Below are 19,406 nucleotides of genomic sequence, written 5' to 3' on the forward strand. Positions count from 1 at the left end.
GCCGGGAAGACTCAGCCCCGGAAGTCCGCCGGGCGTTCCGGGGAGGCTTCCGTGAGGGCCTTCTGCACGGCGGCGGTGCCTGCGCGCAGGCCGTAGACCGGCGTGCCCGGCTGCTGGTGCCAGGAGTCGGCGATGGAGCCGGCGTCCACCGTGTCGAAGCCGAGTTCGTCGATGAGGGCGCGGACGGTCTCCTTGGCCCGCTCGTCGTCGCCGGCGACCGGGAGGGCCATGCGGTCCGGGGCGCCCGCGGGGCGGTGGCGGTCCAGGATGTCCTGGGCGTAGGTGCCGTTGAAGGCCTTGATCACCGGGTGGCCGAGGTGCTGCTCGGTCCAGCGGCTCTCGGTGAGACCCTCGTCCTCGATGGCCGCGATCCGGCCGTCCCGCTCGCGCGGGTAGTAGTTGCCGGTGTCGATCACGGCGGCGCCCTCGGCCGCGCCGTCCAGCAGCCCGGCGGGCAGGTCCGGGACCGCCTTCAGCGGGACGGTGACGACCACGACCTGGGCGCCCTTGGCCGCGTCCTCGGCCCGGACCGGGGTCGCGCCGGTCTCCTCGGCCAGTTCCCGGAGCGTCTCGGGGCCGCGGGAGTTGGCGACGAGGACGTCATGGCCGAGGGCGGTGAGCCGCCGGGTGAGGTTGCCGCCGATGTTCCCCGCGCCGATGATGCCGATCTTCATGGCTGACCTTCCGATGATTCATGCATGTGCATGCTTCTGTCTTCCGGGTCAACCTCGCGGGGACAGGGCCTATTCCTGCCGGCGCGGCAGAGCGGAGCGCGCTCAGATCCGTACGACGATCTTGCCCATGTGCTCGTTCGACTCCATCAGCCGGTGCGCGTCCACGATCCGCTCCAGGCCGTCGAAGACCTCGCCGATCACCGGGCGGAGCGTCCCGTCGGCCAGGCCCGACCCGATGTAGTGGACGGCCCGGCGGCGGCCGTCCGCGCTCTCCATCAGGGCGAAGTTGCTGTAGCCGTGGACGGTCAGCGGCCACTCCATGGGGAGTTCCGTGGGCCGCTCGGACAGCCAGCCGTAGCTGATCAGCATCCCGTCGGTGGCCGCCGCCGCGCCCAGCTCCCGGAAGTGGGATCCGCCGATCGCGTCCAGGACGATCCCGGCGCCCCGTCCGCCGGTCAGCCGCCGGGTCTCCTTGGCCACGTCCTCCTGCCCGGAGACGATGACGTGCTCGGCGCCGAGGTCGAGCAGCGCCTGCCGCTTGGCCTCGGTGCGGGTGGTGGCGATCGGCACCGCCCCGGCCCGCCGGGCCACCTGGATCGCGGCGGTGCCGACCCCGCTGGACGCCCCGGTGATCAGGACGTGGTCGCCGGCCGCCATGCGCCCCCGCTCGACCAGGGCGCCGTACGCGGTGGTGTAGGTGAGCCAGACGGCCGCCCCGGTGACCGCGTCCACACCGGCCGGGCGGGGCACCAGCGAGGTCTGGGGCAGCAGCACGTGGTCGCCGTACACCCCGTGGGTGCTGAGGTGGAAGTCGGCCGCGGACAGCACCGGGTCGCCCGGCGCGAAGGCGGTGACGTCGGCGCCGACCGCGGTCACCTCGCCGGCCGCCTCGTAGCCGTTGCGGGAGCCGGGCAGGGTCGGCCGGTAGAAGTACGTGCCGGAGCGGAGCATCGCCTCGGCGCGGTTGAGGCCGAGCGTCTCGACCTTGACCAGGACCTGGTCCGGGCCGGGCTCGGGCAGCTCCGTCCGCTCGATGGTGAGGACGTCGGGGCCGCCGATTTCATGGAAGAGCACGGTGCGTGCGGTGATTGCCATGCCGTCGACGCTATGGCCGGTCCGGGAGACGTTCCATGTCCTGTGATCTCTGTTTCCTGTCCGATCGTCTTTCCCGAGTGGACCGAGCGGGGCTAGGGTCGCCCCCATGGACGTGCTCAGTGACGTGGTCGCCGCCATGCGGACCGGCCGGCCGCACTCCGCGCGCCGGGACAAGTACGCGCCCTGGGGCCTGCGGTTCGCGGCGGCCGACGAGGCCGGGTTCCATGTGATGCTGCGCGGCTCGGCCTGGCTGATCCCGCAGGGCGGGGAGCCGGTCGCGCTGGCCCCCGGCGATGTCGTCTTCCTGGCCCACGGACAGGGGCACGCGCTGGCCAGCGGACTCGATGTGCCGCTGCAGGACGTACGGCTGCTGCCCGACGGCACCTGGAGCGGGCCGCCCGAGCCGCCGGCCGGGGAGGCGCGCGAGGGCTGTCCGGACACCGTCACCCTGTGCGGCACCTACCGGCTCGACCGCGACCGGGCGCACCGGCTGCTGGCCGAGCTGCCCGAGGTCGTGCACCTGCCCGCCCGGGTGGGCGGCCACCGTTCGCTGTGGGCCGCGGTGGAGCTGCTCGGCATGGAGCTGGAGGAACGGCGGCCGGGCAGCGAGGCGATCGTCACCTCGCTGCTGGACACCCTGCTGCTGTACATCCTGCGGGCCTGGTGGGAGAGCGAGCGGGCGGCGGGCCGGGACCGGGGCTGGGCGGCCGCGCTGGCCGACCCGGCGGTCGCGGCGGCGCTGCGCGCGATCCACGGCGAGCCGGGCCGCGCCTGGACGGTGGCGCAGCTGGGCGCGGTCGGCGGGCTGTCCCGCGCGGCGTTCGCCCGCCGGTTCGCGGCGCTGGTGGGCGAGCCGCCGCTGACGTATCTGACGTGGTGGCGGATGACCACGGCGGGCCGGCTGCTGCGCCATGACGATCTGTCGCTGCGCGAGGTGTCCGAACGCACCGGCTACACCTCGGAGTTCGCCTTCGCCAAGGCGTTCAAGAGGGAGTTCGGGGTGGCGCCGGGGCGGTACCGCAGGGCGGGATGACCCGCCGTCATTCCCCGGCCCGCAACAGCCTCAGTGTCCCCTCCAGCTCCCCCAGCAGCACCGTCGCGGCCCTGTCCGCGTCCCCGTCCGCGATGGCCCGGACGAGGGCCGCGTGGGTGTCGTCCCCGGTGCCGGGGTCCGTCTCGCGCAGGCGGGTGAGGTCCAGCAGGGTCACCAGGCCCTCCCGCAGGACGGGCACGAACTCGGCGAACAGGCCGGTGAGGACGGGGTTGCGGGCGGCGGCGACCACCGCCGCGTGCAGGGCGATGTCGGCGTCCACGAAGCCGGCGTCGTCACCGGCGGCCGCCGTACGGTGCCCCTCCAGCGCGGCCCGCAGCGCCTCGACGTCCTCGGGGGTGCGCCGGTGCGCGGCGAGCCGGGCCGCCTGCACCTCGACGCCGATGCGGACCTCGTAGACGTCGGTGACGGCGGCCCGGCGCAGCCGGGTGGGCCAGTCCTCGACGGGCTCGGTGGCGATGACGAAGACCCCGGCGCCGTGCCGGGGCCGGACCAGCCCGGCGCCGGCGAGGGCGCGCAGGGCCTCGCGGACCGTGGAGCGGCCGACGCCGAGTTCCCTGGCCAGGGTGGTCTCGCCGGGCAGTTTGCCGCCGACCGGCCAGTGACCGGCGGTGATCTGGGCACGCAGCCGGTCCGTGGCCTGTTCGACCAGGGGGCTGGGGCGGAGGGCGCCGAGCGGCATGGGGTCACCAACTTGTTCCGGGAGTACGGGGGTTGCGCAGCGATTCTCACTTGTCTGAGGAGCTGAGGTGTGGCTAGCGTACCCGGCATGACGCTCCGCGGTCTCCTTCTTCTCGGCTGCCGCGGCGGGGTTTGACGCGACCGGCGCCCCGCCGCGGGACGCCGTGCTGCCGGTCACCGTCCGACCGCCCCGAAGGCAGCGACCGCCATGACGACACCCTGGAATCCCCAGCGCCCCAGCCCCATGCCGTACCACCGCTACCGCCCCTACCAGGAGCGGGTGAGCGTGCCGGCCGCCGACCGCGGTTGGCCCGACGCCCGGATCGAGCGCGCCCCGCTCTGGGTGCCCGTCGATCTGCGGGACGGCAACCAGGCGCTGGCCGAGCCGATGGACACGCCCCGCAAGCGCCGCCTCTTCGACCTGCTGGTGGCAGTGGGCTTCAAGGAGGTCGAGGTGGGCTATCCGTCCGCCAGCCGGACGGACTTCGACTTCGTCCGGCACCTCGTGGACAGCGGTGCCGTACCGGACGACATGACGCCCGTGGTCTTCACGCCCGCCCGGGCCGACCTGATCGACCGGACCTTCGACGCGATCGAGGGGCTGCCGCGGGCGGTGGTCCACCTGTACATCGCCACCTCGCCGGTGTGGCGGGACGTGGTGCTCGGCCGGAGCCGGGCCGAGGTGTGGCGGACCGTGCGGGAGGCCGCGGAGCACATGGCGCGGCGGGCCGGGGACGCGCCCGGCATCCGCTTCCAGTTCTCGCCGGAGACCTTCAACCTCACCGAGCCCGACTTCGTCCTGGACCTGTGCGACGGGCTGACCGGGCTGTGGGACGCGAGCCCGGACCGCCCGGTCACCCACAACCTGCCGGCGACGGTGGAGATCGCCACCCCGAACGTCTACGCCGACCAGATCGAGTACATGCACCGCAACCTCTCCCGCCGGGACTCGGTGATCCTCTCGGTGCACCCGCACAACGACCGCGGCACGGGTGTCGCCTGCGCCGAGCTCGCCGTGCTGGCCGGCGCCCAGCGGGTGGAGGGCTGCCTGTTCGGCAACGGCGAGCGCACCGGCAACGTCGACCTGGTGACCCTCGCCCTCAACCTGTACGCCCAAGGGGTCGACTCGATGGTCGACTTCGGGGACATCGACGCCGTACGGGAGACGGTGGAGCACTGCAACCGGCTGCCGGTGCACCCGCGGCACCCGTACGCCGGCGAGCTGGTCCACACCGCGTTCTCCGGCACCCATCAGGACGCGATCAGCAAGGGGCTGGTCCACCGTGCGCGCCGGGCGGGCGAGTCGGGGGTGCCCGAGCGGGAGGCGCCGTGGGCGGTGCCGTACCTGCCGGTCGACCCGGCCGACCTGGGCCGGTCGTACGAGGCGGTGATCCGCGTCAACTCCCAGTCGGGCAAGGGCGGGGTGGCGTACCTGCTGCGCGAGCACGCCGGGATCGCGCTGCCGCCGGGCATGCGGCCCGAGTTCGCGCGGATCGTGCAGGACACGACGGACGACAGCGGGCGGGAGGCGACGCCGAAGGAGCTGTACGAACTGTTCCGGGCGACCTACCTGGCGGAGGGTGCCGTACGGCTGCACACCTGGTCCGCGCACGAGGAGGCGCCCGGCGTCCACCGCTTCGTCGGCACGCTGGAGGCGGGCGGCCGGGCCGGCGACCACGAGGGCACGGGCGCCGGCCCGCTGACCGCGTTCGTCGACGCGCTGGCCGGCGCCGGTGTCACGGTCGACGTCCTGGAGTTCACGCAGGACGGCGCGGCGGCCTTCGCGCGGTGCCGGGTCGACGGGGTCACGGCCTGGGGCGCGGGCACGGGCACGGGCCCGTCGGCCAGCGTGCACGCGGTGCTGTCCGCGGTGAACCGGGCGGGTGCGATGCGGGTCGCCCGATGAGCGAGGTGCTGCGCGCCGAGGACGTGCACGTCGTCCGGGACGGGCGGGCCCTGCTCCAGGAGGTCTCGCTGACCGTCCGGGCCGGTGAGCACTGGGCGCTGCTCGGCGCGAACGGCGCGGGCAAGTCCACGCTGCTCGGGCTGCTCGGTGCGCTGGTCCATCCGACCCGGGGCTCGGTCGAGGTGCTCGGGCGCCGGCTGGGCCGGGTGGACCTGCGCGAGCTGCGGGCGCACATCGGGCACGTCGACCCCCGTCATCCGCTGACCTCGCCGCTGCGGGTACGGGACGTGGTGCTCACCGGGGTGACGAACTCGGTCGAGCCGGTGCCCCGCCGACGGCCGGCCCCGGAGGAGGTGGAGCGGGCCGAGTCGCTGCTGGCCACGCTGGGGCTCGCCGCGCTCCGGGACGCCCGGTGGCCGACGCTGTCGCAGGGGCAGCGCGGGCGGACGCTGATCGCGCGGGCGCTGATGCCCGAGCCGCGGCTGCTGCTCCTGGACGAGCCGGCGACCGGCCTGGATCTGCCGGGCCGGGAGCAGCTGATCGAGGCGCTCGAGGAGCTGCGGGCGGAGCGGCCGGCGCTGGCGACGGTCCTGGTCACGCACCATCTGGAGGAGCTGCCGGCCGGCACCACGCATGCCGTGCTGCTGCGCGGGGGGCGGGTGCTGGCCTCGGGTCCGGTCGGGTCGGTGCTCACCGGTGACCGGGTCGGCAGGTGCTTCGGCCTGCCGTTGGCGCTGGAGCGGCATGAGGGCCGCTGGAGCGTACGCGTGCGGCGCGGCGCATGACGAGAGGGGGTGCGCGGTCCGCGTGGACCGGGCACCCCCTCCCGTGCAGGTCACTTGTTCAGGTAGGCCCAGAACTCGTCGAACGACAGCACCTTGTCGCCGTTGAGGTCGCGGGACTTGATGATGGCCTCCGCGACCGTCTCGGTGACGTTCCAGTCACCCTCCTGCGCCAGGGCGGACTTGAACTCCGCTGCGGTGATGAATCCGTCACCGTCCACGTCGATCCGCTGGAACTGCTTGCGTGCTTCCTCGATGTCCGCCACCGATCCGCCCCTTTTGTTCGTGTTTCTCATGCCGTGCTGGCGTACTGACGCTGGTCAGATTAACGGGCCGCACGAGCCCGGAGTGCGGCGACCACCCGGGCGAAGTCCTCTGCGCTCCAGTCCGGTGACCCGGGCCGGCTCGCCGATGGGGAAGAGTCCGGTGCCGTCTTCGATCATGTCTGCGAGTCTGGGCCTTCCAGTGGGCGGAGACTCAAGGAGCGGGCCTTGGCGACCTTGCGGGACATTCTCGACGCGGCGGCGGCCGGCGTCTTCCCGCCGGCGGACGGCGGTACGACGGTCGTACCGCAGCCCTCGCCCCGGGACGCGGGGGTGGTGTCCTTCACCGCGCACTCGGTGGTCTTCACCGACGAGGACCCGGAGTGGGTGCGCGAGACGCTGCGCGGCACGGACTGCGACGCCCTGGCGGCGACGATGAACCCGCGCTTCCTCACCGCCCTCCTGGACCGGACGGGGCGCCGGACCGAGACCGTCGACGCGGTGCTGGTGGGCGACCCGCTGCCGGGCGGGCCGCCGCTCGCGCTGACGGAGATCGAGGACGCGGGCCATCCCCGGATCGCCTACGCCCGCGGGCGGCGCGACGACGTGCGCGCCTGGACGGCCGACGGCGGGGTGCTGGTCATGGGGCGCGGGGTCGCCGGCCGGCTGGAGGTGTCGGTGGAGGTCGACGAGGGCGCCCGGCAGCGGGGGCTGGGGCGGGCGCTGGTGACGGCGGCCCGGCAGCTCGCGACGGAGCCGCTGTGGGCGCAGATAGCCCCGGGGAACGCCCGCAGCCTGCGGGCGTTCCAGGCGGCGGGGTACCGTCCGGTGGGCTCGGAGCTGCTGCTTCAGCGGAAGATGCCGGTGTGCCCCAGCGAGTAGCGGCCCGGCTGCGGGTAGACGGCGAGTCCGTGCGGGCCGCTGCCGACCCTGATCCGGGCCAGTTCGGTGCCGGTGGCGGTGTCGATGGCGTACACCTCGGAGTTGTAGCGGCCGGACAGCCACAGCACCTTGCCGTCGGCGGAGACGCCGCCCATGTCGGGGCTGCCGCCGCCGGGCAGCTCCCACTTCCTGGTGAGCCGGTTCCGGTGGAAGTCGAAGACGGAGACGGTGCCCTCGCCGCGGTTGGAGATGTACATCTCGCGTGAGTCGCGGCTGATGTAGAGGCCGTGGGCGCCCTTGCCGGTGGCGAGGAACCGGGGCCGGGTGAACCTGTCGCCGTCGAGGATCCACACGCCGTTCGCCATCATGTCGGCGATGTAGAACAGCCTGCCGTCCGGGGAGAGCTTGACGTCCTGCGGCATCGCCCCGTGGAACGGCAGCTTCTCCTGCTCGACGACCTTCATCCTCGCGGTGTCGACCTTGAGGATCTCGCCGCTGAACTCGCAGGAGACGATGAAGTAGCGGCCGTCGGTGGAGAAGTCGGCGTGGTTGACGCCGTAGCAGCTGACCGGCACGGACTTGACGACCTTCATGGTGTGCGCGTCGCGGAAGACCAGCTCGCGGTCCATGGAGGCCATGACGACGGCGTACTTGCCGTCGGGCGTGAAGTAGAGGTTGTACGGGTCGTGCACGTCGACCGGACTGCCCGCCCTGCCGGTCCGCGGGTCGATCGGGGTGAGGGTGTTGCCGAGGTCGTTGTTGACCCAGAGGGTCTTCAGGTCCCAGGACGGCACGACGTGCTGGGGCTGGCGGCCGACCGGGATGGTCTCGACGACCCGGTAGGTCGCGGGGTCGATGACGGTGACGGTGTCGGAGTTGGTGTTGGGGACGTACACCCGGGAGGGGAAGTCCTTGACCACGGGCGAGAGCCGGTCCGGCCGGTCGGCTGCGTAGATGTCGGCCGGGTCCTCGACGGGCGGCATCCCGGGCAGCACGTTCACCCGCGGCTTCTGCGCCTGCGGCCGGGCCGGCGCCTTGCTGCCGAGGGCCTCGTCCTCGTGGTCCGGCGTCCCGCCGCCGCACGCCGAGAGCAGCGTCAGGGCGGTGACGGCGACGCCGGCGGCCAGCAGGCGGACGGCTTTCGTGGTTCGCATCAGCTCAGCAGCTCCGTGGTGGTGACCGCGCGCAGTCCGCGGCGGCCGAGTTCGGTCAGGACGTCGGGGAGGGCGGCGACCGTGTCCGGGTACCCGAAGTGCAGGCTCACCACCGATCCGCCGCGTACGCCGGCGAGGACGGTGCGGGTGACGGCGGTGGCGCCGGGGCTGGTGTAGTCGAGCGAGTCGACGTCGTACGACAGCACGTGCGGGTAGCCGGCGGCGCGGGCCAGCCGGGTGACGAGCGGGGAGGCGGCCGGAGCGCGGGACGGGCGGAACCAGGTGCCGATGGATCCGGTGAGCCGGTCGAGCCGCTCGGCGCAGTCGGTGATCTCCCGGCGGGCGTCCGCCTCGGCCAGGGTGTTGATGCCGATGTGCCGCTGGGTGTGGTTGCCGAGGTCGTGGCCGCCGTCGAGGATGCGGCGGGCCAGTTCCGGGTGCTCGTCCAGCCAGGTGCCGACGGCGAGCACGGTGAGCCGGGCGCCCTGCCGCTCGGCCGTGGCGAGCAGGGTGCGGGCGAGAGCGGGGTCGCCCTGGCCGTGGAAGGTGAGGGCCACCTGGGGGCGGGTGCGCGGGCCGTGGGTGATCTGGGCGGGGAGGCCGGGGTAGGGACGGGGGGCGGGGGCCGCCCGGGTGGGCGCCGCGGGCCGGGGGGACCTCTCGGGGGCTCGGGGCGCGGCTGCCCGGCCGGTGCCGCACCCGGCGGCGAGCGCACCGCCGACGAGGGTCCCGGCGCCCGCACGCAGCACCCCGCGGCGGTTGGTGGTGGTCACGCGCACCATTTAAGGGGCGAAAGGTAAGAAATCTGCCGATTCGCCCGATCGGCGGGCGGTTTCGGGTCGGCCGCGCGGAAGCGCCCCCGCTAACGGTCGGCGACGCGCATCTCGAACCAGGTCGTCTTGCCCCGCGGCAGCAGGTCGACGCCCCAGCGGTCGGAGAGCTTGTCCACGAGGAACAGGCCGCGTCCGCTGACATCCAGCTCCTGGACCGGCATCAGACAGGGCAGCCCGCGCGAGGGGTCGCGGACCTCCACCCGGATCCAGCCGGGACGGCGCCGCATCCGCAGGCCGAAGACGCGGGCGCCGGTGTGCCGGACGGCGTTGCCGACGAGTTCCGACACGAGCAGGACCGCGTCTTCGGTCAGCTTGGGGGTGAGGTGCCAGGTGCGCAGAATGACGACCTGGGCGAGCCGGCGGGCGGTGGCCGCGGATTCCGGGCGGGAGGGCAGCGGCACCTCCGCCTCCGTCGGGTTTCCGAACAGTTCGAGCGCCTTGAGCGCCTGTTCGTCCTCGACCGCGGGCGACCAGCGTGCCGCGGCAGCACGGCTGTGTCCCCGCGGCTGTTCGATGCCCTCCAGCCCCGCCATGCCCCCATGATGGCCGTCCGGAGCGGGCTTGGGGGCCGTTCCGAAGGAATACGCCCCTCGTGCGCCCCCGTTCCGCGCCCGTCGCTCGGCATATGCCCACGGCATGTCGATCCCCGGCACAGCCCGGTTGACCTGCGACGACGGATCGCTTCCGGGCAATCGACAGACTCCCTCGACAAGGCAGGCTTAAGGCTGCCTTAAGGCTCCCATAAACCGCCCCATCGAGGGACACGAATGAGACGACCCGTCAATGGCAAGCACCCTCACGGGAGTCGCCGGGAAGTTCACGCGATTGACGGTCGGGGAATCTCAGAGGAACTTCGCCTTCCCCGGCCCCTCCTCCACGAAGCTGCGCATGCCCCGCTCGCGGTCCTCGGTGGCGAACAGACCGGCGAACCAGTTGCGTTCGACGGCGAGCCCGGTGTCGATGTCGGCCTCCAGACCGGTGTCGACCGCCTCCTTCGCCGCGCGCAGCGCGATCGACGGGCCCTGGGCGAGCCTCGCGGCCCAGGCGTGCGCCTGCTCGTACACCTCGGCGGCCGGGACGACCCGGTCCACCAGGCCGATGGCGAGGGCCTCGTCGGCCCTGACCTGACGGCCCGTGAAGATGAGGTCCTTGGCCTTGGAGGGGCCGATCAGCCGGGGCAGCCGCTGGGTGCCGCCGGCGCCCGGGATCAGGCCGAGCAGGATCTCGGGCTGGCCGAGCTTGGCGTTGTCGGCGGCGATGCGGTAGTCGGCGCACAGGGCCAGCTCGCAGCCGCCGCCGAGCGCGTAGCCGGTGACGGCGGCGACGACGGGCTTGGGGATGCGGGCCACGGCGGTGAAGGAGTCCTGCAGGGCACGGGAGCGCCGGACCATCCCGGCGTGGTCCATGTTCTGCATCTCCTTGATGTCCGCGCCCGCCGCGAACACCTTCTCGCCGCCGTAGATGACCACGGCGCGCACGTCGTCGCGGCGCGTGGCCTCCTCGGCCAGTTCCTTCAGCCGGTCCTGGGTGGCGATGTCCAGCGCGTTCATCGGCGGCCGGTCCAGCCGCAGCGTGCCGACGCCTTCGGCGACTTCGAGAGTGACGGTCATGGGGGTCAGGTTAACGGTGACTAACGACAGTGGGCCCGGTGCCGTAGGTCACAGCACCGGGCCCGTACGTCAGACGGGGCTCACTTCTTCCAGTCGGCCCACGACATGTTCCAGCCGTTGAGGCCGTTGTCCGGGGCCACCGTGGCGTCGTGGGAGTTCTTGACGACCACCACGTCACCGATCATCGAGTGGTTGAAGAACCAGGCCGCCGGGACGGAGCTGTCGTAGCCGCCGCGCACGTCGCGCAGGCCCACGCAGCCGTGGCTGGCGTTGTAGTTGCCGAAGGCTCCGCCGCCCCAGTAGTTGCCGTGGATGAAGGTGCCGGAGGTGGTGAGGCGGATGGCGTGCGGGACGTCCTTGATGTCGTACTCACCGCCGTAGCCGACCGTCTCGCCGTTCATGCGGGTCACGGTGAGCTTCTCGCTCATGACCATCTGGCCGTTCCAGGTCTCGTAGCCGGGCTTGCCGGTGGTGACCGGGAGCGTCTTGACGACCTTGCCGTCCTGGGTGACCTTCATCGTGTGCTTCTCGGCGTCCACGATCGAGACCTGGTCGCGGCCGATGGTGAACTTCACGGTCTTGCGCTGCTTGCCGTAGACGCCGTCGCGGCCCTCGACGCCGTCCAGGTCGAGGTCGACGGTGACCTTGGTACCGGCCTTCCAGTACTTCTCGGGGCGGAAGTCCAGGCGGTCGTTGCCGAACCAGTGGCCCTCGACGTCGACGGCCGGCTCGGTCTTGATCCGGATGGCCTTCTCGACGTCCTGCGGGTTGGTGATGCCCCGGGTGAAGCGGACGGAGAACGGCATGCCCACGCCGACGGTGGAGCCGTCCTCGGGGGTGAAGGAGCCGACGAAGGTGTTCTTCGGGGTGAGCGTGGTGAAGCTGGCGTCCTCGGCGGCCTCGCGGCCCTCCGAGTCCTTGGCGACCGCGTGCACCGTGTACTTGGTGGCGGCGGCCAGATGGGTCGACGGCGTCCAGGAGGAGCCGCCGCCGGTGAGGGCGCCCTCGACCTTCGTGCCCTTCTCGTCCTTGACGGTGACCTCGGTCAGCTTGCCCTGGGCGACGCTCACCTTGAGCGCGCCGCTGGTGTCGACGCCGGTGGCACCGGCCTTGGGCGCGATGCTGACGGCGGCCGTTGACTGCCCGCCCTTCTGGCCGCCCTTGTCCTTCCCGCCCCCGGAACCGGACCCTGAGTCATCGCCTCCGCCGCACGCGGTGAGCGACAGCACCAGGGCGCCGGCTATGACCGCCAGTCCCCTACGGCCTCGCCGCCCCCGAGCCGACGCCCCCGCCACAGGCCGCATGTTCAAGTTGTTCTCCCCTCCACCGGGCCTGACCAGGCCCGCTCCCCACCACATCGGTGCGCGCATATTAACTGCCAGGATTTGAGCGCGGTGTCAGGCGTATGTCACCGTTCCGTCGCAACTTCCGCCCGACACCCGCACCGCGCCCCCGCCCCTCACCTGGTTATTTCACCGCGCCGCCCGCTTTCCACTCCTTCCAGCCCATGTTCCAGCCGCCGAGGCCGTTGTCGGGCGCGACCGTTCTGTCCTTGCTGTTCACCACTTCGATGACGTCACCGACGAGGCTGCGGTCGAAGAACCAGCCGGCCGGGGTGTCCGAGCTGCCGCCCTTGACGTCCAGCAGGCCGACACAGCCGTGACTGACGTTGGCCCGGCCGGGGGCGTCCGGGGCCCAGTAGTTGCCGTGCAGGAAGGTGCCGGAGTCGGTGAGCTTCATGGCGTGCGGGACGTCGGGGATGTCGTACTCGCCGCCGAAGCCGACCGTGCGGCTGTTCATGCGGGTGACCTCCAGCATGTCCATCACCACCATCTTCCCGTTGTAGCTCGGGTGCTTGGGGGCGCCCGCGGTGATGGGGACGGTGGCGAGGAGCTGTCCGTCGCGCCGTACGTCCATGGTGTGCTTGGCCGCGTCGACCAGGGAGACCTGGCTGCGGCCGACGGTGAAGGAGAAGGTCTTGTCCTGCAGGCCGTAGCTGCCGCGGGCGCCTTCGACATCCCGCAGGTCCAGGTCGACGGTGACCTCGGTGCCCGGCTTCCAGTAGCGCTCGGGGCGGAAGTCCAGGCGGCCCTTGCCGAACCAGTGCGGGCGGATCTCGACGGGCGGCCGGGCGGTGACGCGGACGGCGCGTTCGACGGCGGCGCGGTTCTCGATCTCCCGGCTGAAGGAGAGCGAAACGATCATCCCGGTGCCGACGACGGAGCGGTTCTCGGGGGTGACGTAGCCGATGAACCGTTCGTCGGGGACGTAGGTGGTGAAGGTGGTGTGCCGGGCCGAGCGGCGGCCCCGGGAGTCCAGCGCGACCACGTCGACGGTGTACTCGGCGGCGAGCGCCAGCCGCTCCTCGTCGGGCCGCCAGGTCAGTCCGTCCTCCTCGATGTGCCCCGGGACCGGCGTCTCCTGCGCGTCCTGCGCCTTGACGACGGTCACCTTCTCCAGGCGCCCGCCGGGCACCCTGATCCGCAGCGGCTCGCCGGGGCGTACGCCCTTGCTGCCGTCGTCGGGGGTCACCCGGATGACGTCCTCGGGGGCCGGGGGCTTGCCCAGCGCCCCGCCGATGCCCAGCGGCCCCGAGCCGTCCGCGGAGCAGCCCGCGAGCAGCCCCGTCCATGTCAGTACGGCGGCCAGCGCGGCCCCCGCGCGCCGTGCGCGTCCTTGTGCGTGCCTCACGCGGGACTCAACGACCGGGCACGCTCCGGGGAAACGTGAGTGCGAGCCACGGGCTGGGCAGAACAGAGGGAAGGACGACACGCCGGGGAGCCTCCCCAGAGGGGGCACCCCCCAGCCCGCACCGGAGCCGTCGGGGCGCGGCCGTACCGGGCGGCCGGGGGCGCTCTTGCCGAGCGCCCCCGGCTTCTCGGCACGGCCGGTCGCGCCCCTCGGGCGAGCCACTGATGAAGAGGGGCCGACAGTGACGAGCGCAGCCGAGCAGCGGGCACCGGCCGGGGAGCCGGCCGCCGGGAGCGGGCAACCGGCGGCGGCGAACGGCGCCCGGCGGTCCGTACCGCCCGTCCCGGCCGTGTGGCCGGGTGCGCCGACCCCGCTGGGGGCCCGCTTCCGGGTGGGCCCGGACGGGGTCGCCGGCACCAACTTCGCGCTGTGGGCGGCCGGGGCGGAAGGGGTCCGGGTGTGCCTCTTCGACGAGGGCGGCCGGGAGACGCGGATCCCGCTGACCGAACTGACGCACGAGATCTGGCACGGCTTCGTGCCGGGCGTGATGCCGGGGCAGCGGTACGGGTACCGGGTGGACGGGCGCTGGGACCCGTGGACCGGCGCCCGCTGGAACCCGGCCAAGCTGCTGCTCGACCCGTACGCGCGCGCGGTGGACGGCGAGTTCGGCCTGCCGCCGCAGGTGTACGGGCACGTCCGGGACTGGCCGGAGCAGCAGGTGGCGGACACCGTGCGGGACGAGCGGGACTCGGCGCCGTACGTCCCGAAGGGGGTCGTCGTCCACGATGACGACGACTGGTCCGACGACCGCCGCCCCAAGACGCCCTGGGCCGACTCGGTCATCTACGAACTGCACGTCCGCGGCTTCACCAAGCTGCACCCCGGCATCCCCGAGGAGCTGCGCGGCACCTACGCCGGACTCGCGCACCCGGCCGCGGTCGAGCACCTGACACGGCTGGGCGTCACGGCCGTCGAGCTGCTGCCGGTCCACCAGTTCGCGCACGAGGACCACCTGCTGCGCCGGGGGCTGAAGAACTACTGGGGCTACAACTCCATCGGCTACTTCGCCCCGCACGCGGCCTACGCGGCCTCCGGTACGACGGGCCAGCAGGTCGGCGAGTTCAAGCGGATGGTGCGCGCGCTGCACGCGGCCGGCATCGAGGTCATCCTCGACGTGGTCTACAACCACACCGCGGAGGCGGGCGAGCTGGGCCCGACGCTGTCCCTGAAGGGCATCGACAACCGCGGCTACTACCGGCTCCAGGACGACGCCCGCCGGTACGCCGACTACACCGGCTGCGGCAACACCCTGCACGTCGTGCAGCCCCAGGTGCTGCGCCTGATCACCGACTCGCTGCGGTACTGGGTGACCGAGATGGGCGTCGACGGCTTCCGCTTCGACCTCGCGGCGGCGCTGGCCCGCTCGATGCACGACGTCGACATGCTCTCCCCGTTCCTGGCGGTCATCGCCCAGGACCCGGTGCTGCGCCGGGTGAAACTGATCGCCGAACCGTGGGACATCGGCTCCGGCGGCTACCAGGTCGGCGCCTTCCCACCGCTGTGGACGGAGTGGAACGACCGCTACCGGGACGCCGTCCGGGACTTCTGGCGGCACGCCCTGCCCGACGTCCGCGAGATGGGCTACCGCCTGTCCGGCTCCAGCGACCTGTACGCCTGGGGCGGCCGGCGCCCGTACGCCTCCGTCAACTTCGTCACCGCGCACGACGGCTTCACCCTGCGCGACCTGGTGTCGTACGGGACCAAGCACAACGAGGCCAACGGCGAGGGCAACCGGGACGGCACGCACGACAACCGGTCCTGGAACTGCGGGGCGGAGGGCGAGACCGACGACGAGCGGGTGCGCGCGCTGCGCCGCCGGCAGCTGCGGAACCTGCTGACGACGCTGCTGCTGTCCACCGGCGTGCCCATGCTGGTGGCCGGCGACGAACTCGGCCGCACCCAGCGCGGCAACAACAACGCCTACTGCCAGGACAACGAGATCGGCTGGCTGGACTGGTCGCTGCTGGAAGAGCCCGGCTGGCGGGCGCTGTACGACCTGACCGCGCGGCTCATCGCCCTGCGCCACCGGCATCCGGTGCTGCGCCGGCGGGCCTTCTTCTCCGGCCGGGCGCAGACCGCGGACGGGCTGCGGGACCTCGCCTGGTTCACCGCGCGGGGCGCGGAGATGACCCGGGGCGACTGGTACGCGCCCGCCGCCACGCTCGGCATGTACCTGTCCGGGCGGGACATCCCCGGCCGGGACGAGCGGGGAGCGCCGGTGGTGGACGACAGCTTCCTCGCGGTGCTGCACGCGGGCGAGAGTCCGACCGGCTTCGTGCTGCCCGGCGCGCCCTGGGCGGAGCGGTACGAGGTGGTCGTGGACACCTCCGTGGAGGAGCAGGCACAGGCACCGGATACGGTCCACCGGGCGGGGACGGAGATCACGGTGCCGGCGCGGGCGGTGCTGCTGCTGCGGGTCGCCTGAGCCTGTGCGACGGCTGTGCGTGACGCGGATCACGTCCTCCTGGTGCAGCGCGGGCGGGGGTCCAGGGCCTTTCCCTTGGTGAGAGACAGCCGGCGAGGACAGGAACCGTGAGGATGGAGCAGGCTCGGGCCGGTGAGTACGACGCGTTCGTGGCGGCCCGCTGGTCGGTGTTGTTCCATCTGGCCCGTCTGCTCACCGGAGGGGACCGGCATCGTGCCGAGGACCTGTTGCAGGAGTCCTTGGTCAAGCTGTGGTTCGTCTGGCCGAAGGTCGCCGACGAGGCGCCGGAGGCCTATGTGCGCAAGGTGCTGGCGCGGGCCGCGGCCCGCTCGGCCCGGCGGCGCTGGTGGGGCGAGCGGCCCGTGGAGCAGCTGCCCGAGGTGGCGGCGGACGGCGACATGTCGGCGACCGTGGCGGAGCGCTCCCGGCTGGAGGCGGCGCTCGCGCGGCTGACCCCGCAGCAGCGGGCCGCCGTGGTCCTGCGCTACTACCAGGACCTGCCCGACCGGCAGGTCGCGGAGACCCTGGGCTGCCCGGTGGGCACGGCCCGGTCCCATGCCGCGCGCGGGGTGGCCCGGCTGCGCCGGCTGCTGGCCGACGTCATCGAGCCGGTGGGGTGAGGGAAGAAGTCATGGATCACTTCGAGCGGCAGCTGACCCAGCTCATGCACCAGGACCGGCAGCCGGTGTCCTTCGAGGCCCGGCACCGGGAGGCGCTGCGCACGGGGGTGCGGGCCCGGCGCCGGGTGCGCGCGGCGCGCCGGGCCGCCGGTTCCGTCCTGGCGGTGGCCGGGCTCGGCCTGGGGCTGTTCCTGTGGCCGCACGGCCACACCGACGACCGGCCCACCGCCCCGCGCCCCCGGCCCGCCGTGAGTCCGGCACCCACGCCGAGCACCTCGCCGACCCAGTCGCCGACCCTGTCGCCGAGCGCGCCGCCGCCTTCGTCGACCACGGCACCGTCGGGCTCGCCGACGCCCACCGACACCTGGACCACCTCCGACCCGCCCGCGACCACCGGGAGCACGGCCACCGCCTCGCACCCGCCGGCGTCGGCCACGGCCACGGCCACCCGCCGGGCCGGCAGCACCATCGCGCCGGCCACGGCGACGGTGAGCGCGCCGGCCGAGCCGTCGGACGAGCCCTCGTCGGTGGTCAGCCCGAGCGGCTAGCCCTCGGCTCTCCGCCTCGCCCACGCGTGCCCTCGGCACGCCCTCCATACAGGAACAAACGGGGACTTACATGACGTACATCCGACCGAGCCGACCGAGCCGGCCAGCAGGCGCGGCCCCGGCACCCCGCCGCACCCCGCTGCGGACGCACCACGAGGAGCCCGTCCTGGACGTGGCCGTGCCGGTGTTCAACGAGGAGAAGGACCTGGAGCCCAACGTCCGGCGGCTGCACACGCATCTGCGGGACACCTTCCCCTACCCGTTCCGGATCACCATCGCCGACAACGCGAGCACCGACCGCACCCCGGCCATCGCCGCCCGGCTGGCCGCCGAACTGCCCGAGGTGGCCTCGCTGCGGCTGCCCCAGAAGGGCCGCGGCCGGGCGCTGCGGGCCGCCTGGTCGGGCTCCCGGGCACCCGTGCTGGCGTACCTGGACGTGGACCTGTCCACCGGGCTCACCGCGCTGCTGCCGCTGGTCGCCCCGCTGATCTCGGGCCACTCCGACCTGGCCATCGGCACCCGTCTCGCGCCCGGCGCGCGGGTGGTGCGCGGCACCAAGCGCGAGGTCATATCCCGCTGCTACAACACCCTGCTGCGCTGCACCCTGGCCGTCGGCTTCTCCGACGCGCAGTGCGGTTTCAAGGCGGTCCGGCGCGAGACCGCCGAGCGGCTGCTGCCGCTGGTGCGGGACGGCGAGTGGTTCTTCGACACCGAGCTGCTGGTGCTCGCCGAGCGGGCGGGCCTCAGGATCCACGAGGTGCCGGTGGACTGGGTCGACGACCCGGACAGCAGCGTCGACATCCTCGCCACCGCGCTGGCGGACCTGCGCGGGATCGCACGGATGCGGCGCACCCTGGCCCGCCGGCCGGGGCCGGTGGCCCGGTGACCGTGACCCTGCCCCCGATACGCTCCTCGGCCTCCGAGTCCGCGCCCGGCTCGCCCGGCTCCCGGCTCCGGGCAGCCGCCCGCCGGCACGGACCGGTCCTCGCCGTCTTCGGCACGCTGAAGCTGGCCGGTTTCTGCTCGTTCATGTACCTGCTGTCCTCCACCGGGGCCTACCGCACCAAGCACCCCCGGTTCGGCGGCGGCGCGCACGCCTGGGACGTGCTGGCCACCTGGGACGGCTGGTGGTACCAGCAGATCGCGCTGCACGGCTACGACCCCAAGCTGATCCCGGTCCCGGGCGCCACCGGGCTGATCACGCTGGAGGGCAACTCGGCGGCGTTCTTCCCGCTGTACCCGGCGCTGATCCGGCTGACCTCGGCGGTCACCGGCCTCGGCTCGTACGGCGCCGGGCTGCTGGTCTCGATCGTCGCCTCCTTCGCCGCCGCCCTCGGGATCTACGCCGTGGCAGAGCGCTTCGGCGGCCGGCGGGCCGGGTTCGCGGCGGCCGGGCTCTGGGCGGTGTGGCCGGGCTCGGGCGTGGAGTGGGCGGTCTACTCCGACTCGCTGTACGTGGCCCTGGCCGCCTGGGCCTGTTATGCCGTCCTCACCCGCCGCTGGCTCACCGCCGGGATGCTCACCTTCGCGGCCGGCCTCAACCGGCCCACGGCCGCCGCGCTGATCGCCGCGCTCGGCGTGGCCGCCCTGCTCTCCCTGCGCCGCCGCGAGGACGGCGTGCTCCGCCCGGTGCTGGCCATGGCCCTCGCGCCGCTCGGGCTGATCGGCTATCTGCTCTGGGTCGGCAACGAGATGGGCGACCTGCGCGGCTACTTCAAGCTCCAGTCGGGCGCCTGGGCGCACAGCTTCGACTACGGCGAGCAGACCCTGGACGTGCTGACGTCCGTGCCCGTGGGCAAGTTCGACTACCTCTTCGCGTGGCCCTTCGCCGACGTCATCTCCGTCGCCGTCATCCTGCTCGCCTGCGCGCTGCTGCCGCTGCTGCTGCGGCTGCGCCCGCCGGCGATGCTGGTCGTGTACACCGTCCTCACGCTCGTCCTGGTGCTCGGCAGCCAGCAGATCGTCGCCAACATCTCCCGCTATCTGCTGCCCTGCTTCCCGCTGTTCCTGCCGCTCGCGGTCGCGATGCGCCGGCTGAGCCTGCCCGTGCAGTGCACGCTGCTGGGCATCGCGGCGCTCGCCTCCGGGTCGTACGCGGGGTACGCGCTGTTCGAGCTGGGGGTGCCGTAGG

The 19,406-nt window shown here is 73.2% G+C and carries 18 protein-coding genes and 1 pseudogene; 9 read left to right on the forward strand and 10 right to left on the reverse strand.

The genetic code is table 11. The features are described 5' to 3' along the window. Window positions 1-11 precede the first annotated feature (11 nt). Window positions 12-674: an NAD(P)-binding domain-containing protein gene (locus ABZ937_RS23120; protein WP_361694711.1), complete on the reverse strand. Its 663-nt coding sequence runs from the start codon at window positions 672-674 to the stop codon at window positions 12-14. Window positions 675-776: 102 nt separating this feature from the next. Next, a complete protein-coding gene (locus ABZ937_RS23125) occupies window positions 777-1,769 on the reverse strand; it encodes a zinc-dependent alcohol dehydrogenase family protein (protein ID WP_361694713.1) in 993 nt (330 codons plus the stop codon). 106 nt (window positions 1,770-1,875) lie between these two features. Here ABZ937_RS23125 and ABZ937_RS23130 point away from each other — a divergent pair, with 106 nt between their 5' ends. Continuing rightward, window positions 1,876-2,802, forward strand: coding sequence for an AraC family transcriptional regulator (locus ABZ937_RS23130; RefSeq protein WP_361694715.1), 927 nt, complete (start codon window positions 1,876-1,878; stop codon window positions 2,800-2,802). Between the two features lie 7 nt (window positions 2,803-2,809). On the opposite strand, the gene ABZ937_RS23135 is transcribed toward ABZ937_RS23130, so the two are convergent. After that, window positions 2,810-3,502: an FCD domain-containing protein gene (locus ABZ937_RS23135; protein WP_361694717.1), complete on the reverse strand. Its 693-nt coding sequence runs from the start codon at window positions 3,500-3,502 to the stop codon at window positions 2,810-2,812. 207 nt (window positions 3,503-3,709) lie between these two features. Here ABZ937_RS23135 and ABZ937_RS23140 point away from each other — a divergent pair, with 207 nt between their 5' ends. Together ABZ937_RS23140 and ABZ937_RS23145 are read left to right on the forward strand one after the other, a co-directional pair. Further along, window positions 3,710-5,407, forward strand: a complete 1,698-nt coding sequence (locus tag ABZ937_RS23140) for a 2-isopropylmalate synthase (protein WP_361694719.1) — start codon at window positions 3,710-3,712, stop codon at window positions 5,405-5,407. Then, on the forward strand, window positions 5,404-6,192 hold the full coding sequence (locus tag ABZ937_RS23145; protein ID WP_361694721.1) for an ATP-binding cassette domain-containing protein: 789 nt from the start codon (window positions 5,404-5,406) through the stop codon (window positions 6,190-6,192). The genes ABZ937_RS23140 and ABZ937_RS23145 overlap by 4 nt, the downstream gene beginning before the upstream one ends. A 50-nt stretch (window positions 6,193-6,242) precedes the next feature. Here ABZ937_RS23145 and ABZ937_RS23150 read toward each other — a convergent pair whose 3' ends face one another. After that, window positions 6,243-6,455 carry an EF-hand domain-containing protein gene (locus ABZ937_RS23150; protein WP_361694761.1) on the reverse strand — a complete coding sequence of 71 codons (213 nt, stop codon included), beginning with the start codon at window positions 6,453-6,455 and terminating at the stop codon, window positions 6,243-6,245. A gap of 225 nt (window positions 6,456-6,680) precedes the next feature. On the opposite strand from ABZ937_RS23150, the gene ABZ937_RS23155 reads away from it, so the two are divergent. Next, window positions 6,681-7,334: a GNAT family N-acetyltransferase gene (locus ABZ937_RS23155; protein ID WP_361694723.1), complete on the forward strand. Its 654-nt coding sequence runs from the start codon at window positions 6,681-6,683 to the stop codon at window positions 7,332-7,334. Here the strand turns inward: ABZ937_RS23155 and ABZ937_RS23160 are convergent. The 6 genes from ABZ937_RS23160 to ABZ937_RS23185 all read right to left on the reverse strand — a co-directional run bounded on the left by ABZ937_RS23160 (window position 7,301) and on the right by ABZ937_RS23185 (window position 13,622). After that, window positions 7,301-8,488 carry a hypothetical protein gene (locus ABZ937_RS23160; RefSeq protein WP_361694725.1) on the reverse strand — a complete coding sequence of 396 codons (1,188 nt, stop codon included), beginning with the start codon at window positions 8,486-8,488 and terminating at the stop codon, window positions 7,301-7,303. The genes ABZ937_RS23155 and ABZ937_RS23160 overlap by 34 nt on opposite strands. Then, window positions 8,488-9,261 carry a polysaccharide deacetylase family protein gene (locus ABZ937_RS23165; protein ID WP_361694727.1) on the reverse strand — a complete coding sequence of 258 codons (774 nt, stop codon included), beginning with the start codon at window positions 9,259-9,261 and terminating at the stop codon, window positions 8,488-8,490. Before ABZ937_RS23165 ends, ABZ937_RS23160 begins: the two co-directional genes overlap by 1 nt. Window positions 9,262-9,350: 89 nt before the next feature. After that, window positions 9,351-9,854 (reverse strand): ATP-binding protein, encoded by a 504-nt coding sequence (locus ABZ937_RS23170; RefSeq protein ID WP_361694729.1) that lies wholly within the window; start codon window positions 9,852-9,854, stop codon window positions 9,351-9,353. Window positions 9,855-10,163: 309 nt separating this feature from the next. After that, window positions 10,164-10,931: an enoyl-CoA hydratase-related protein gene (locus ABZ937_RS23175; protein WP_361694731.1), complete on the reverse strand. Its 768-nt coding sequence runs from the start codon at window positions 10,929-10,931 to the stop codon at window positions 10,164-10,166. Window positions 10,932-11,011: 80 nt separating this feature from the next. After that, window positions 11,012-12,235 carry an Ig-like domain-containing protein gene (locus ABZ937_RS23180; RefSeq protein WP_361694763.1) on the reverse strand — a complete coding sequence of 408 codons (1,224 nt, stop codon included), beginning with the start codon at window positions 12,233-12,235 and terminating at the stop codon, window positions 11,012-11,014. Between the two features lie 163 nt (window positions 12,236-12,398). Next, entirely contained in the window at window positions 12,399-13,622 is a 1,224-nt protein-coding gene (locus ABZ937_RS23185) for an Ig-like domain-containing protein (protein WP_361694733.1), read from the reverse strand. Between the two features lie 241 nt (window positions 13,623-13,863). Between ABZ937_RS23185 and glgX the strand changes: the two genes are divergently transcribed. The 5 genes and pseudogenes from glgX (at window position 13,864) to ABZ937_RS23210 (ending at window position 19,405) form a co-directional block, all read left to right on the forward strand. Next, window positions 13,864-16,107 (forward strand): glycogen debranching protein GlgX, encoded by a 2,244-nt coding sequence (glgX, locus tag ABZ937_RS23190; protein ID WP_361694735.1) that lies wholly within the window; start codon window positions 13,864-13,866, stop codon window positions 16,105-16,107. A gap of 113 nt (window positions 16,108-16,220) precedes the next feature. Beyond that, window positions 16,221-16,727 (forward strand): SigE family RNA polymerase sigma factor, encoded by a 507-nt coding sequence (locus tag ABZ937_RS23195; protein WP_361694737.1) that lies wholly within the window; start codon window positions 16,221-16,223, stop codon window positions 16,725-16,727. 11 nt (window positions 16,728-16,738) lie between these two features. Continuing rightward, window positions 16,739-17,275: a hypothetical protein gene (locus ABZ937_RS23200; RefSeq protein WP_361694739.1), complete on the forward strand. Its 537-nt coding sequence runs from the start codon at window positions 16,739-16,741 to the stop codon at window positions 17,273-17,275. A gap of 70 nt (window positions 17,276-17,345) precedes the next feature. Then, window positions 17,346-18,134 (forward strand): annotated as a pseudogene (locus tag ABZ937_RS23205) (dolichyl-phosphate beta-glucosyltransferase); the annotation flags it as partial. A gap of 44 nt (window positions 18,135-18,178) precedes the next feature. Further along, a complete protein-coding gene (locus tag ABZ937_RS23210; RefSeq protein ID WP_361694765.1) occupies window positions 18,179-19,405 on the forward strand; it encodes a glycosyltransferase family 39 protein in 1,227 nt (408 codons plus the stop codon). Window position 19,406: the final 1 nt, after the last annotated feature.

The sequence above is a fragment of the Streptomyces sp. NPDC046727 genome (genome assembly GCF_040645635.1).
Classification (GTDB): domain Bacteria; phylum Actinomycetota; class Actinomycetes; order Streptomycetales; family Streptomycetaceae; genus Streptomyces.

Coding starts and splice junctions, on each gene's coding strand:
- ABZ937_RS23140 (WP_361694719.1), top strand. CDS start 3,710: ATGACGACACCCTGGAATCCCCAGCGCCCCAGCCCCATGCCGTACCAC.
- ABZ937_RS23180 (WP_361694763.1), bottom strand. CDS start 12,235: ATGCGGCCTGTGGCGGGGGCGTCGGCTCGGGGGCGGCGAGGCCGTAGG.
- ABZ937_RS23135 (WP_361694717.1), bottom strand. CDS start 3,502: ATGCCGCTCGGCGCCCTCCGCCCCAGCCCCCTGGTCGAACAGGCCACG.
- ABZ937_RS23120 (WP_361694711.1), bottom strand. CDS start 674: ATGAAGATCGGCATCATCGGCGCGGGGAACATCGGCGGCAACCTCACC.
- ABZ937_RS23175 (WP_361694731.1), bottom strand. CDS start 10,931: ATGACCGTCACTCTCGAAGTCGCCGAAGGCGTCGGCACGCTGCGGCTG.
- ABZ937_RS23160 (WP_361694725.1), bottom strand. CDS start 8,488: ATGCGAACCACGAAAGCCGTCCGCCTGCTGGCCGCCGGCGTCGCCGTC.
- ABZ937_RS23170 (WP_361694729.1), bottom strand. CDS start 9,854: ATGGCGGGGCTGGAGGGCATCGAACAGCCGCGGGGACACAGCCGTGCT.
- ABZ937_RS23200 (WP_361694739.1), top strand. CDS start 16,739: ATGGATCACTTCGAGCGGCAGCTGACCCAGCTCATGCACCAGGACCGG.
- ABZ937_RS23125 (WP_361694713.1), bottom strand. CDS start 1,769: ATGGCAATCACCGCACGCACCGTGCTCTTCCATGAAATCGGCGGCCCC.
- ABZ937_RS23195 (WP_361694737.1), top strand. CDS start 16,221: ATGGAGCAGGCTCGGGCCGGTGAGTACGACGCGTTCGTGGCGGCCCGC.
- ABZ937_RS23145 (WP_361694721.1), top strand. CDS start 5,404: ATGAGCGAGGTGCTGCGCGCCGAGGACGTGCACGTCGTCCGGGACGGG.
- ABZ937_RS23130 (WP_361694715.1), top strand. CDS start 1,876: ATGGACGTGCTCAGTGACGTGGTCGCCGCCATGCGGACCGGCCGGCCG.